At 46.8% G+C, this 13,569-nt stretch carries 14 protein-coding genes and 1 pseudogene; 8 read left to right on the top strand and 7 right to left on the bottom strand.

The genetic code is table 11. The features are described from left to right. Positions 1–21: 21 nt before the first annotated feature. A complete protein-coding gene (locus tag VNN20_00620) occupies positions 22–918 on the bottom strand; it encodes a universal stress protein (protein ID HWP90689.1) in 897 nt (298 codons plus the stop codon). A gap of 129 nt (positions 919–1,047) precedes the next feature. Beyond that, positions 1,048–1,521, bottom strand: a complete 474-nt coding sequence (locus tag VNN20_00615) for a YbaK/EbsC family protein (protein HWP90688.1) — start codon at positions 1,519–1,521, stop codon at positions 1,048–1,050. A 345-nt stretch (positions 1,522–1,866) separates the two neighbouring features. On the opposite strand from VNN20_00615, the gene VNN20_00610 reads away from it, so the two are divergent. After that, positions 1,867–2,550 carry a phosphoribosyltransferase gene (locus VNN20_00610; protein HWP90687.1) on the top strand — a complete coding sequence of 228 codons (684 nt, stop codon included), beginning with the start codon at positions 1,867–1,869 and terminating at the stop codon, positions 2,548–2,550. Continuing rightward, complete coding sequence (gene raiA, locus VNN20_00605) at positions 2,547–3,101, top strand: ribosome-associated translation inhibitor RaiA (GenBank protein ID HWP90686.1); 555 nt, start codon at positions 2,547–2,549, stop codon at positions 3,099–3,101. Before VNN20_00610 ends, raiA begins: the two co-directional genes overlap by 4 nt. A 42-nt stretch (positions 3,102–3,143) precedes the next feature. On the opposite strand, the gene VNN20_00600 is transcribed toward raiA, so the two are convergent. Beyond that, entirely contained in the window at positions 3,144–3,461 is a 318-nt protein-coding gene (locus VNN20_00600; protein ID HWP90685.1) for an MTH1187 family thiamine-binding protein, read from the bottom strand. A 260-nt stretch (positions 3,462–3,721) separates the two neighbouring features. Further along, the gene (locus VNN20_00595; protein ID HWP90684.1) at positions 3,722–4,534 is read right to left on the bottom strand and encodes a ZIP family metal transporter; all 813 of its coding nucleotides are present in this window, start codon (positions 4,532–4,534) and stop codon (positions 3,722–3,724) included. Between the two features lie 382 nt (positions 4,535–4,916). On the opposite strand from VNN20_00595, the gene acsA reads away from it, so the two are divergent. The 5 genes and pseudogenes from acsA to VNN20_00570 all read left to right on the top strand — a co-directional run bounded on the left by acsA (position 4,917) and on the right by VNN20_00570 (position 10,092). Further along, entirely contained in the window at positions 4,917–6,674 is a 1,758-nt protein-coding gene (gene acsA, locus VNN20_00590; protein HWP90683.1) for an acetate--CoA ligase, read from the top strand. A 53-nt stretch (positions 6,675–6,727) separates the two neighbouring features. Next, positions 6,728–7,688: pseudogene (gene pdhA, locus VNN20_00585) on the top strand (pyruvate dehydrogenase (acetyl-transferring) E1 component subunit alpha). After that, positions 7,675–8,676: an alpha-ketoacid dehydrogenase subunit beta gene (locus VNN20_00580; GenBank protein ID HWP90682.1), complete on the top strand. Its 1,002-nt coding sequence runs from the start codon at positions 7,675–7,677 to the stop codon at positions 8,674–8,676. Before pdhA ends, VNN20_00580 begins: the two are co-directional and overlap by 14 nt. After that, the gene (locus VNN20_00575; protein HWP90681.1) at positions 8,669–9,850 is read left to right on the top strand and encodes a dihydrolipoamide acetyltransferase family protein; all 1,182 of its coding nucleotides are present in this window, start codon (positions 8,669–8,671) and stop codon (positions 9,848–9,850) included. The genes VNN20_00580 and VNN20_00575 overlap by 8 nt, the downstream gene beginning before the upstream one ends. Then, the gene (locus tag VNN20_00570; GenBank protein HWP90680.1) at positions 9,847–10,092 is read left to right on the top strand and encodes a phosphopantetheine-binding protein; all 246 of its coding nucleotides are present in this window, start codon (positions 9,847–9,849) and stop codon (positions 10,090–10,092) included. Before VNN20_00575 ends, VNN20_00570 begins: the two co-directional genes overlap by 4 nt. 315 nt (positions 10,093–10,407) lie before the next feature. Here the strand turns inward: VNN20_00570 and VNN20_00565 are convergent, their stop codons facing one another. From VNN20_00565 to VNN20_00555, 3 genes are all read right to left on the bottom strand, one after another. Then, positions 10,408–11,772, bottom strand: a complete 1,365-nt coding sequence (locus tag VNN20_00565; GenBank protein HWP90679.1) for a cyclic 2,3-diphosphoglycerate synthase — start codon at positions 11,770–11,772, stop codon at positions 10,408–10,410. A gap of 129 nt (positions 11,773–11,901) precedes the next feature. Beyond that, positions 11,902–12,354, bottom strand: a complete 453-nt coding sequence (locus VNN20_00560) for a hypothetical protein (protein HWP90678.1) — start codon at positions 12,352–12,354, stop codon at positions 11,902–11,904. A gap of 41 nt (positions 12,355–12,395) precedes the next feature. Continuing rightward, positions 12,396–13,160, bottom strand: a complete 765-nt coding sequence (locus VNN20_00555; protein ID HWP90677.1) for a SufD family Fe-S cluster assembly protein — start codon at positions 13,158–13,160, stop codon at positions 12,396–12,398. A 223-nt stretch (positions 13,161–13,383) separates the two neighbouring features. Here VNN20_00555 and VNN20_00550 point away from each other — a divergent pair. Continuing rightward, positions 13,384–13,569 (top strand): hypothetical protein (locus VNN20_00550; protein ID HWP90676.1); only part of this gene is annotated, 186 nt, incomplete at its 3' end.

Genomic DNA, 13,569 nt, shown 5'->3' with positions numbered 1-13,569 from the left:
ACTGGCTCAAATTTCTCAAGCTTATTTCGACGGCTTTAGCGCCAATATGGAATAGGGCGCCTCTTGAATCACTTTTTCGGCGACGCTTCCCAGCGCCAGCCTTTTAATACCCTTCCGCCCGTGAGTGTTCATGATGATGAGGTCCGGTTTCTCATCTTCGGCAAACGCAACGATGCCCAAATAAGGATTTATAGACTCTATTACCTTATGCTTGATTTTTACCCGATTAGACCCCGGATAGGATAATTCCTTTATTTTGGCCTTAAGCTCTTTATCATACTCCTCTCTCATCTCATTCAATATATTAAGCGGAAATTCGTAGGGATAGCTGATAAGCTCGAGAACATACACCAGGGAAACGGTTGCGTTAAAGGCTTTACCAAAATAGAGGGCATATCTTAAGGCCGAATCGAATTTCTCGGCCAGGTCAAAAGGCACCAGTATTCTCCTCACCCTTGGCAGCGACCTTCCGTTACCGCTCTTGACCGCCAAGACCGGTATTTGCGACCCCTGTAGAACTTTGATCGTATTACTGCCGACCAACAATCTATCCTTGAGGCCGAACCCCCTTTTCCCCATGATGATAAGACCGACCTTCTCTTTCTCGGCAGTTTCTACAATCCTCTCATCGGGCAGGCCGGTTACAACTTTATAGTTGAACTTTAATCCCTCTCTCTTCAGGTTTTCCTTCACCCCTTCGAATAAAACAAACCACTTGTCCGCGGTATCTTTAGACCATTCAGCAAGGTCCACTTTCTTGCCAAGAAGACCCCACCATTTTTTACTGCCCACTTTTATTACATGAAGACCGATGATTTCCGAATTGAAAGTCTTTGCAAGAAGCTTAGCATAGCCAAGGGCATACCTAGCCTCCCTGGATCCGTCCGTAGCCCAGAGTATTTTGTCTATCTTTTCCATCTACAGTCCTCCTTAACGAGCAAATCAGGAATTTAGGAGATGTCTTAGCCATCTTGACAATCTGGAATAAACCTTCCTAGGGCAGCAAAACCAACACCCTACCCGGTTGTTTCGGCCGTTATCTCTATTCTACTTTCCTGCTCTTGTGTATTCAATCACGATCGGTTTTACCAATCGTTCGAACTCTCTATATTCCATGCGAATAGCTTCGGTATGGCTGCCGGCGTTAAACACAATGTATTCGTCTTCTTCTAAGGGCTTAGCCACATAAACAGGTAGACCGTATAAATTGCCGAAAGGGGGCATCGCTCCAACCTCACAATCCGGGAATAGATTCTTAAATTCCCTCTCCGTAGCCAGCTCAACATTCTTAATTCCAGTGGCTTCTTTAAACCTGCCGAAATCGATATGATGCGGTGCGGGCATAACCGCCATGGCAAATTGGCCGTCCGTTTTGACAATGACTACCTTGGCTATTTCCAGTCCGGAGATATGCATCTTGTGCGCTAATTCCTGAGCCGTATACGCCTTAGAGTGTGAGATCAGATTGTATTTGATTTTGTTCTGGTCAAGAAAATCCTTTAATCTCTCGGAAACCGACATTGCTACCTCCCCTTAGTTCTTATGAGGGCAGACGAGTAATGATCCAGATTCAGAGAGCCGCTTCTTATACCTCATAAGTCCTAATAAATTTTAGCTTTCCTCATGTTTTATTTGGGCAAACAATATGCCAACTAATCACCGACCCTAACCTGCCCAAGTATTTGAAGATTGAGTAGAATACATTATTGTACAAGGTTTTTATCCGTCAGAATTTAAGACAACTGACAATAGCGATTCCCAAGTCGGTTGGGTTAACTAAATTTAATTAATGGGTTTTGAGGCATTACTCCTTAGAAAGCTATTGGCATACTGTTTGCTATTAAAACATTTAAAATGGGTAGTCAAATGGTGCGTGAAGAAGAAAATAAGCTCTTTCATGATAGAAAAGAGGCCGGAATAAAACTAGCCGAAAGGCTCAAGAAATATAAAGCAGCCGAGAATCTAATGGTATTGGCCCTGCCGCGAGGCGGGGTTCCGGTTGCCTTTGAGGTGGCTAAAACCCTAGGTGCTCCTCTGGATGTTTTCATAACCAGGAAATTGAGGTTTCCGGATAACCCGGAGTTGGCACTGGGAGCGTTGGCTGAAAATGGAGAGGTATTCCTTAACCAAGATTTGATGGATTACTGTCCGGATGGGTATTTAGAGCAAGAAATATCCTACCAAAAAAAGGAGATTAAACGCCGTCAGATGCTTTACCGGGGCGGAGTGGAATCACCTCCTCTTTCTGGAAAAACAGTAATTCTGGTCGACGATGGAGTAGCCACCGGGGCAACCATGATAGCCAGCATACGCGCTCTTAAGGCTTCTCGGGTTAAGGAATTAATCGTAGCCGTGCCGGTAGCGCCTCGCGATATGATTGAGGAACTATCCGGGCTTGCCGACAAGCTAGTCATTCTGCACACACCTTCTCCCTTCATAGCAGTTGGCGTGCACTACTTCGACTTCAGACAGGTATCGGACGAGGAAGTTAAGAAATATCTGGATGAAAGCAAGAAAAGAGATAAATTTCATAAGGAGGGAAGTGAATGAACATAGAGCTTATAGGAAAAGGCATAGACGTGTCTGAGGATTTGAGGAGTTATGTCGAGCACAAGCTTTCGTCATTCGAACAACACCTCCGGGAAGTAGGTGAGGGTGAAGTAGAGGTAGTCGTAACCTTCAATGTAGAGAAGCACAGACAGCGTCATCGTGTGGATATAGATGTGTACCTGAAAACCCCGGGTGGGGGAACCTTGCACGCATGGGAGGAGAGTAACGATATTTATAGGTCATTGGAGTTTACACTAGACGATATAGAGAGACAGCTTAACCGGTTGAAAGAGAGGCGTCTTGAGAGGAGAAAAGAAATTGCCAGAGAAAAGGCCAAAAGCCATACCGAAGAGGTTTCCCCCCTCCCACTCGAGCTCGTGGTGGAAGAAAAATTCCCGATATTGAAACCGCTTAGCGTAGAAGAGGCACTCATGGTGCTGCAGGATGAGGGAAGATTTTTTCTGCCTTTCAGAAACGCAGAAACGGAGGAGATAAACGTTATATATAGGAAAAAAAGCGGGAAATACGGGCTTATTTCCTCGAAGACTTAAATTAATGGATTAAGCTCCCGGAACATATCCCTTTTAAAAAATTCATTTAGGTTTGGGAGAAGTCCTAAGCCTTTTTTTAACCGATGCCACCTTACTCCTCATCGTGACTTCTTTATCCCGGCGGTCATCGATTACCAAAGTTGTAACTACGCGCTTTACACCCCTCTTTAACGCCGACTCGTGCATTTTCCCCGCTACCCTGAGGATATCCGAAGCTTTTCCTTCGATAAGAGTCCCCATAGGACTCACTTCATAATTGACCTTCTCCTTCTGAAGTACCCTTACCGACTCGGCAATCCAATCCCCTATGCTTGACGTAGGGGTGCCAATAGGTATAACGCTAATTTCTGCAAGTGCCATAGTAACACCTCCCTATCCTGGTTTGGTTTTTTTTAATTCCTGACTTGCCTCTTTCTTTATACCCAAAATCCACTTTGTTCTTCAAGAACACTTTTAATCACGAAGAGAAGATTAATTGAAAACTCAAATCTAGGTTTATAACGTAGCAAGAAAGAGACCAAAAATATTTGCTAGATTCAGATAAGCCAATTGGTAGAAGTTGTAGAATATGTTAAAGCCGAAATTGCGGATGATATATCATTTATTTGTTTTAATTGATATCATCCAAACGACACATCCAGTATCATCATCACCACAAAGCCCAGCATTACCCCTATGGTAGATAAATCCACGTTCCCGCCGCGTTGAGATTCCGGGACCAGTTCTTCGATCACCACAAATATCATGGCTCCCGCAGCAAAGCTCAAGGCATAGGGCAGTATGGGTTGCATAAGGATAACTGCCCCCGCTCCCATAACGGCGGCTACAGGCTCGACGACAGCAGACAGTTGCCCATACCAAAAACACTTAAGTCTTGGCATTCCCTCTCGGCGAAGGGGCATGGCTACAGCCACTCCTTCTGGAAAATTTTGAATTCCTATTCCGACTGCCAGAGCGATAGCAGAGAATAGCGTCCCATCGGAAAGACCAGACAGAACTGCCCCAAATGCCACTCCAACGGCAAGACCTTCCGGTATGTTATGCAGGGTTATGGCTAGAATAAGCAATATAACCCGCTGCCAGTTTGTCTTAATTCCCTCAGCCTCTTGCGTAGGGAATCCTAGATGAAGGTGAGGCAATATTCTGTCAACGCTCAAGAGAAAAGCTCCTCCGATAAGAAAGCCTGCCACGGCCGGAAACCAGGCTGGGAGGTCACTTGCTTCAGACATCCTGATCGAAGGGATAAGTAGGGACCAGATGCTGGCCGCTATCATAACCCCTCCGGAAAAACCGAGCATTCCATCCAATATCTTCCTGCTTAGGTCCTTAGCCAAGAAAACGGTGGCTGCCCCGAGAGCAGTCATTCCCCAGGTAAAACAGGTGGCCAGAAAGGCTTGAACTATAGGGTGTAAATCGAGAAAAAAATCGAGCATCTTCAGAAATCTCCTTTAATATTCATCTGCAAAAAAAAGGCCCAAAAGAAGCTTTGAGTATACCTATTTAATCTATCATCCGTGATAGTGCTCATGATTTGTATATTCGATAGAGTTTAAGAAATAAAACTTTCAACAGATACCTTTAATCAATACCGGCTATCACTTTGTCAGATGTCTTAAATTCTGACAGCTCTTATCCAGAAAGAAAGTTTGCCAGTTGATTATCCTACTAGTTTTAATAAGTTTTCTGAAATTGGCCAGATGGCATAAGCTTTGCTCTATAAAAATCATTAATATGAAACCTTATAGCGATAGACATTATTGAAAAATCATCGGCCTCTATTCTTGGTGCTGTATCTTGGTATTTGCGGACCAAAACATGGTTGATGTAATAAAAAAATTCCCAAGTACGTATGCTGTCCAACCAAATCTTTTAGATTACCGGGAAACGTATACCAGATTCTCCTGGGAGGAAGTTCGTCGAGAGCTTGATGGTTTACCAAATGGCAAAGGCTTGAATATAGCCCATGAAGCAGTTGATCGACATGCCGACGGACCTAAACGTGGCCATCTGGCTATGCGCTGGCTTGGAAAAGATGGTCAAGCAGCTGACTTCACCTATGCTGACCTAAAGGAAAAGACCAATCGCTTTGCCAATGTTCTTGGAAAACTAGGAGTGAAAAAAGGTGATAAAGTATTTGCTCTGGCCGGACGCATTCCTAAACTATATTTGACTGCACTTGGCACGCTGAAAAACATAAGCGTCTTTTGCCCCCTTTTCTCCGCCTTTGGGCCCGAGCCAATCTACCAGCGCTTGAGTAGAGGAGACGCCATGGTTCTGATGACCACCGAGGGGCAATATAAAAGGAAAGTTGCCAGCTTGAGAGACCGACTGCCTCAGCTCAAGCACATACTTCTTGCAGACGTAGAGGAAGATATAAGCGAAGGTGTATGGTCACTACCTAAGCTAATGTCAGAGGCATCTGGTGACTTTACCATCTCACCGACTGACCCGGATGACATGGCCATTCTGCATTTTACCAGCGGCACAACCGGGATGCCCAAGGGAGCGGTTCATGTGCACAATGCTGTTCTTACCCATTACATAACCGGGAAATACGTGTTGGACTTCCATCCTCAAGACGTATTCTGGTGTACCGCCGATCCGGGGTGGGTAACCGGCACCTCCTACGGAATCATTGCACCGCTGGCGCACGGCATCACCAACATCGTTGACGAGGCAGACTTTGATGCACCGCGCTGGTATGGCATACTGGAGGAACAAAAGGTAAATATCTGGTACACAGCTCCTACCGCCATCCGTATGTTGATGCGCACGAATATCAACCCGAAAGAGCAATATGACTTGAGCCAACTCCGACTAATCCACAGCGTCGGAGAGCCTCTTAATCCTGAAGCAGTCGTTTGGGGGCAACGAGTACTGGGTTTACCGATTCACGATAACTGGTGGCAGACCGAGATAGGTGGAATCATGATTGCTAATTTTCCATCCGTAGATATTCGCCCTGGCTCTATGGGACTTCCACTTCCCGGGGTCGAGGCGGAGATCGTCCACCGTTTAGATGAAAACACGGTTAAAGTAGTAAAAGAACCCGGAGTAGAAGGTGACTTGGCGCTCAAGCCCGGTTGGCCCTCCATGTTCAGAGAGTACCTGCACGACGAGAAGCGCTATCAGAAGTGCTTCGTTGGTGGCTGGTATATTACTGGCGACTTGGCCAAGAGGGATGAGGATGGTTATTTCTGGTTTGTTGGCCGTGCAGACGATATCATCAAGACCTCGGGCCACATGGTCGGCCCATTCGAGGTAGAAAGCGCACTAATGGAGCATCCAGCGGTGGCCGAAGCCGGCGTCATCGGCAAACCCGACCCAACCATAGGCGAACTGGTGAAGGCCTTCGTTTCCTTAAAACCGGGTGTAGAGCCTAACCACCAGCTTCGTTTAGAGTTACTGGGGTTCGCACGTAAGAAGCTTGGCTCAGCCGTGGCTCCCAAGGAGATCCAATTTATAGAGAACCTTCCCCGGACTCGTAGCGGCAAGATCATGAGGCGATTGCTAAAGGCAAGAGAGCTGGGATTACCGGAGGGAGATTTATCCACTCTGGAGACAGGCGAGTGACTAAAAGACCAAATAAAAAAAATATCCAAGTCCAGATAGACCGTGAGCACACGATGCACCTCTTGCACCAGATGCTCCGCATCCGTCGCTTGGAGGAAAAATCAGCCGAACTTTACAGCGCCATGAAAATTCGGGGATTCCTTCACCTTTACATCGGAGAGGAAGCAGTGGCCGTCGGTGTTATAGAGGCGCTAAAACCGGAAGATAATGTGGTAGCCACGTATCGTGAGCACGCCCATGCGCTCCTAAGGGGAATGCCAGTGGGTGTCATCCTGGCAGAGATGTATGGCAAACTGGAGGGTTGCAGCCGAGGACGAGGGGGTTCAATGCATCTTTTCGATGTCAAAACTAGATTATACGGCGGGAACGCTATCGTCGGAGGCGGACTTCCCCTTGCCGTAGGGCTAGCGCTAGCAGATAAGATGCAGGGAAGGCAACAGGTAACCTGTTGCTTCTTCGGCGACGGAGCAGTTGCCGAAGGGGAATTTCATGAGTCGATGAACCTGGCCGCTTTGTGGCAACTCCCGGTCCTGTTTGTCTGCGAGAACAACCTCTATGCCATGGGGACGGCAATCAGATTCTCACACTCCGTCACCGACCTAGCCAGTAAAGCCGCTGCCTTATGCAGTACCAGCACAAACCGTAGACGGCATGGACGTGTTGGCGGTAGAGGGGGCAGCCAGACACGCAGCGGCGGCAGTGCGTGCCAGGAATCGGCCTTTCTTCCTGGAGTGCCGTACATACCGTTTTAGGGCTCACTCTATGTTCGACGCCGAGTTATATCGGAGTAAGTCGGAGGTCGAAGAGTGGAAAAAACGCGATCCCATCGTTACTCTAACCCAAAATCTCAAGGACCGGGGATTGTTCAACAAGACCGATTTAGAGGAAATCGAGCGGAAAGTGGCAACCGAAATCGAAGAAGCCGTTGCCTTCGCCGAGGCGGGCTCGTGGGAACCGTTAGAAGACCTGACGCGGTTCGTCTACTCCGAACGGGAGCACAATGAAAAACGATAAGCAGGGAATCAAACTTACCTACCGTGAGGCGGTCAGGCAGGCGATACGTGAAGCTATGCAAAAGGACGAACGCGTATTTCTTATGGGAGAGGATGTAGGACGATACGGTGGGGCCTATGCAGTCAGCATGGGATTACTGGAGGAATTTGGGCCTGAGCGCATAAGGGACACACCGCTATCGGAATCAACCTTTGTTGGCACTGGTATCGGCGCTGCGCTTGGCGGCATGAGACCGATCGTGGAAATTATGACTGTCAACTTCAGCCTTCTGGCTATGGACCAAATCGTCAACAACGCTGCTAAATATCTGCATATGTCAGGGGGTCAGTTCAACGTTCCTCTGGTCATAAGAATGGCCACTGGCGGAGGAAGACAGCTCGCGGCACAACATTCACATAGCTTGGAAGGATGGGATGCACACATCCCTGGGATTAAGGTGCTGACCCCAGCAACTATAGAAGATGCACGGGGTATGCTTTGGACTGCGTTAGAGGACCCGGACCCAGTCTTAATATTTGAGCACGCCGGTTTATATAACATGAGCGGAGAGATCTCCCCCAACGCCGGTCCGGTGGACATTGACCAGGCCCGAATACGCCGTCACGGTAGCGACTTGACTATTATTAGCTATAGTGCCAGCCTGTTTAAAGCACTGGATGCAGCCCAAGCGTTGTCTGAAGAGGGTATCGAGGCCGAAGTAATTGACCTTAGAACCCTCCGTCCTTTAGACGACCGAACTTTTCTCGACTCAGTTACAAAAACACATCGTGCTCTAATCGTAGACGAAGGGTGGCGCAGTGGGAGCATTTCCGCTGAGGTCAGCGCAAGAATCATGGAGGGGGCTTTCTACGATCTGGATACCCCGGTTGAACGAATCTGTAGTGCGGAAGTGCCCATGCCCTACGCAAGGCACATGGAGCAGGCGGCATTACCACAGGTTGAAACCATTATTACGACTGTTAGAAGGATGGTGCAACCGCATGGGTGAGTTTCGTATGCCCAGTTTGGGCGCAGACATGGAAAAGGGGACATTGATTGAATGGAATGTTAAGCCCGGCGACAGGGTAAAGCGCGGGGATATCATCGCCGTAGTGGAAACGGACAAGGGAGCCATTGATATCGAGGTCTTTGAGGACGGAGTCATCGATAAAATCATCGCTCAGCCCGGGGATGAAGTTCCTGTAGGAAATGTGCTAGCAGTGATTCGGACAGAAAAAGAGGAAGTTCCCAGAGTTGAGGTCAAAGCAGTCGAGGAGCCTAAACCGGAAGAGCCGATAGCTAAGCCCGTAGAAAAGCATATAAGGGTATCGCCCCTGGCTCGGAAGCTAGCCGCAGAGCTTGGAATTGACCTGAGTGTTATAAAGGGTACGGGCCCGGGAGGAGCTATAGAGCGCTCAGATGTGGAGAAGGCAGCAGAAGAAAAAAAAATGGCTAAACCGGTGCCTCTGGAAGAGGAAGTTTCTCCGCCGGTTACAACCAAGAAACCTCCGGTCGATTTAAGTACCCGGATGCGTCGAGCTATCGCCTCGGCTATGTCACGCTCTAACCGGGAAATCCCTCACTACTACCTGGAGACACACATCGATATGAGCAGTGCACTACGACGATTAGAAGTAGAAAACCAAAAGCGTCCTATTAAAGAAAGGCTATTACCCGTAGTACTGCTTATTAAGGCAACGGCTCTCGCATTGAGAGATGTTCCAGAGCTCAACGGATACTGGGTTAATGACCGATTAGATTTACAGGAAGCTATACACATCGGCTTCGCCATTTCGCTCCGACAAGGCGGCCTGGTTATACCGGCTATCCATAATACGGACCTAAAGAGCCTGGACGAGATAATGGAGAAAATGTGCGACCTAATTATAAGGACGCGATCCGGACATCTGCGCAGCTCCGAGCTTACTGATGCCACCATTACATTGACTAACCTCGGCGATACCGGGGCAGAAACCGTATTCGGTGTCATTTATCCACCGCAGGTAGCGCTTGTAGGGTTCGGCAAGATTACCGAAAAACCCTGGGCGGAGAACGGCATGATCGGAATTCGGCCAATTGTCAGTGCCACATTGGCAGCGGACCACCGTGCCACCGACGGCCACAGAGGCAGTCGGTTCTTGGAAACCCTTAATCGTTATCTGCAGGAGGCAGAGAAACTATGACCGATTCAGAGATTAAGGAAACCATATTCAAGCTACTTAAAGAAATAGCTCCGGAAGCCGATTTTTCTGAGCTCGAACCAAACCAGAATTTACGAGAGGTATTGGATATCGACTCCTTTGATTTTCTTAATTTTCTCATCGGACTGAACGCAGAGCTGGGGATTGATATACCGGAATCAGATTATGGTCAACTAGGAACATTAGCTGATATTGTAAGTTACATATCAGCCCGCATTAGTTGAGGCTTACATCAATTTCCTAAAGAAGTGCAATGTTTTTTATCGTAAACTCATAATCGCCGATTTTACATAATGTGAGTTCTAGATAGAAAAGCTGTCATTCCCACCAAACTTCACCTGGCGTAAGCGGGGAGTGGGAATCCCCCGACCTGTCATTCCCGCGGAAGCGGGAATCCAGTTTTATAATTCTAGATCTCCGATAAAGCCTGTCCCCGCACTTTTTTAGCAGGTAACATTCGGGGATGACATGCGGGAAGGATCCCCGATTGATCCCCCGGTTTAACCGGGGACAGGTAAGGCAAAATAACGAATAACCGATTAAGCTCGTACCCCCACTTTCTTGTGCTTAGATAAGCGTGAGACAAATTCATTTATTATCTCTTCCAAGTCTGGTTTGCCTAGCTCCTTTATTTCATAAGTAACCCTGGCATAGGGCTTATTAATTTTGATATACCTACCCAGGTCTATTGGCGTTCCTATTAGGACTGAATCACAGGGTGCCCTGTTTATGGTTTCCTCCAGGTCTCTTATCTGTTCTTTTCCGTACCCTACTGCTGGGAGCACCTTCCATATGTTTGGATATTTCTCATATACTTCCTTAATACTTTTCACCGCATAGGGACGGGGGTCTATTATCCTTGCTTTTAACCTCCTTGCCTCTAATGTACCTGCCCCAAAGCTTAAGCCTCCATGAGTTAATGTCGGTCCGTCTTCTATTACAACCACTCGTTTGTTCATGATCAATTTCGGCTTATCCACATGCTTAGGCATATCTGCCATTATTACCACGGCCTTTGGGTTAAGCCTCCGGACGTTTTCTTTGATCTTTAGAACATCTTTCTTCTTTGCCGTCTTGACCTTGTTTATGATGACGATGTCTGCCATCATGAGATTAGCCTGGCCGGGAAAATAACTGACCTCGTGTCCCGCCCTCCTTGCATCGGCGATAACGATGTGGAGGTCGGGCTTAAAAAATGGCAAGTCATTGTTCCCCCCGTCCCAGACGATTATTTCTGCTTCTTTCTCGGCTTCCTTCAATATTTTTGCATAATCAATGCCGGCATAGACCACTGTCCCTTCCCTGATGTGGGGCTCGTACTCCTCTATTTCCTCCAGTGTGCAATTGTTTTTCTCTAGGTCCTCATAAGAGGAAAACCTCTGGCTTATCTGCTTTCTCAAATCGCCATAAGGCATGGGATGCCTCACCACTAAGACATTAAATCCCTTTGCCATAAGAATCTTAACTGTTTTTCTAGTAGTCACCCCCTTCCCTACCCCTGTTCTTACGGCACAAACCGCGATGACCGGTCTTTTCGATTTCAACATCGTACAGTGAGGGCCCATGAGTTTAAAGTCTGCTCCAGAGGAAAGCACAATACTGGCTTTTTCCATTACCTCTTCATTGGATAGGTCGCTATATGCAAGGACTACCTCATTAACGCTCTTTTTTACTAAGATATCTTTCAACTCCGATTCCGGATATATGGGAATGCCCTTGGGATAAAGCCTTCCCGATAGCTCGGACGGATATATTCGCTTTTCTATGTTGGGTATCTGCGCCGCCGTGAATGCTATTACCTCGTATTCCTTTTTATCCCTGAAGACAACATTAAAGTTGTGGAAATCCCTCCCGGCAGCCCCCATTATTACCACCCTTTTTCTTTTCTCAGGAATATTTCGCATGTACGGGCTTGTTTGAGTTGATACGGACACCTCAGCCTGTGCCCTGGTCACGATTCTAATCTTCTGGAGCCATTTCTATATTACCATTGTCTAGCCGCAAACGATCCCACCCGCGGAAAGAAGTTACCCTTATATGCACCTGTCACCCGAGTATGTTTTGTTGCAACTGCAGATTAGCGAACCCTTGTGATAAGGACACATTCCTGCTGCCCCCCACTGATAAATGTTGAATGTAATCCATGCGTCGGAGGGAAGATCGTATATGTTGCTCTCAAAGACCACGCGAAGCTCGATTCCAGATGGTATTTTGCCAGGACTTGGATATCCCAGGCTGGGAAGCTCCTTTTTCTCCTTAGCGTAAATAGAGCTTATGTGGCCAAAACTGGGGCCCTCTTCCGGAGTGACTATAACTCCGCCTGTTCTCCCTTCCGAGAGCAATAATGCGGTGAACTCGTTAGGCTTTGTCTTCTCCACCTCAACCTGCCCTCTGGTCTGCTTTACGGTGTACACCTCTTGAGCCAGGGTTTGGTTAGAACCTGTCAAATACATAGCGAAAGCAAGCATAATTATAATGTGTTTCATTTCTTGTTTTTCCTCCTTTCAAGCAATAAAAGTGGCAATAATCATCTCAGAATTCCCTTTACGATCAAATCAACAGCTTGTTCCGGACCGAGCCCGTGAGCCATCAGAGTTTCAAGCTGCTTCTTGTCTATACTCCCGATAACAGCCTCATGAGTGATCTTGGCAAGGGGATGAGAAACATCCACAATTGGTATTGCCTTTGCGGTAGCCTTGTCTTTTACTATCTCCATACAATCCATATGACCTCTTGCACCCTCGGCTTTGCCCTCTGCAATGTTTACTACCTCTGATGATGATTCATCTTCAAGAGCGACCCTTGTCTTTATGAGTCCTCTTGAGTTTGTGCGAGCGAGCACAATCCTCTCCTTTATCTTTATCTCATCGTTAGCATGGCCAAACAACCTGGTTATCAATTCTGTCACTGCTCCTTCATCTAATTCGATTAAGTAATCTATATTTAACTTGCCGACTCTTCCGTTAGTCAGGTTAAAATCAGTGAAATATCTTCCGCCCTTGCCAACCTTTACCGATGCTTTAGGTATAACCTCTATCCCTCCCTGATTCCCCTGATAATGATTCTCTGAATATTTCATCTGAGCTTTTTCTCCAACTTCGACTGTTGCATACATTATATGAGTTACCCTTTCTGCTCTAGGAAATAAACAGTGTGCAAAGGATTGAACGGAAGCCTTTTTCTCGAGCTTCACATTTATATTTATTTTCTGTACTCCTTCTTTGCGCAGTATTCCGATACAAAAAACACCGGGTTTTCTATTTTTTTTCTTCTTTAACCCGAATATTAGCAATTATACCGGTGGAGGTTTCCTTAGCTTCAACATCCATGCAGACTCGAATCCTAAACTTTCGGAAAACTTATCTCTTCGAGCATCTCTGCGTAGAGTTTTTGATGAGGGATTGGGTTATGAGGCGGAGATTGCAAACTATAATACCCTATACCAACTTTCATAATGTGTTTCCTCCTAGAAAACGAAAAATGGCTAACAACTTCTATTTAGCAACTTTATAAATATGCTCAAAAAGACTAATGTTTATAAAACCTTCCTCTATGCCTTCCGGGATAATATCAAAAAGTGTGTAAAAGTATTTGCAGGCGGCGAATCCTTTTATATCTTTTTAGCTGAGAAAACAAAAAAGAAAGGAGACGCCACCCATGGGAAAGCATACCGAGAAGAAGGCAGAGAAATCAAGAGTAAC

This window comes from Thermodesulfobacteriota bacterium, assembly GCA_035559815.1.
GTDB lineage: Bacteria > Desulfobacterota_D > UBA1144 > Nemesobacterales > CSP1-2 > DATMAT01.
This window is presented reverse-complemented; position numbering and strand designations above follow the sequence as displayed.

Excerpts from the sequence above, each read along its gene's own strand:
- VNN20_00565 (HWP90679.1), bottom strand. The coding sequence starts at position 11,772 with ATGCGAAATATTCCTGAGAAAAGAAAAAGGGTGGTAATAATGGGGGCT.
- VNN20_00575 (HWP90681.1), top strand. The coding sequence starts at position 8,669 with ATGGGTGAGTTTCGTATGCCCAGTTTGGGCGCAGACATGGAAAAGGGG.
- VNN20_00570 (HWP90680.1), top strand. The coding sequence starts at position 9,847 with ATGACCGATTCAGAGATTAAGGAAACCATATTCAAGCTACTTAAAGAA.
- VNN20_00620 (HWP90689.1), bottom strand. The coding sequence starts at position 918 with ATGGAAAAGATAGACAAAATACTCTGGGCTACGGACGGATCCAGGGAG.
- VNN20_00615 (HWP90688.1), bottom strand. The coding sequence starts at position 1,521 with ATGTCGGTTTCCGAGAGATTAAAGGATTTTCTTGACCAGAACAAAATC.
- acsA (HWP90683.1), top strand. The coding sequence starts at position 4,917 with ATGGTTGATGTAATAAAAAAATTCCCAAGTACGTATGCTGTCCAACCA.
- VNN20_00610 (HWP90687.1), top strand. The coding sequence starts at position 1,867 with ATGGTGCGTGAAGAAGAAAATAAGCTCTTTCATGATAGAAAAGAGGCC.
- VNN20_00600 (HWP90685.1), bottom strand. The coding sequence starts at position 3,461 with ATGGCACTTGCAGAAATTAGCGTTATACCTATTGGCACCCCTACGTCA.
- VNN20_00580 (HWP90682.1), top strand. The coding sequence starts at position 7,675 with ATGAAAAACGATAAGCAGGGAATCAAACTTACCTACCGTGAGGCGGTC.
- VNN20_00595 (HWP90684.1), bottom strand. The coding sequence starts at position 4,534 with ATGCTCGATTTTTTTCTCGATTTACACCCTATAGTTCAAGCCTTTCTG.
- raiA (HWP90686.1), top strand. The coding sequence starts at position 2,547 with ATGAACATAGAGCTTATAGGAAAAGGCATAGACGTGTCTGAGGATTTG.
- VNN20_00560 (HWP90678.1), bottom strand. The coding sequence starts at position 12,354 with ATGAAACACATTATAATTATGCTTGCTTTCGCTATGTATTTGACAGGT.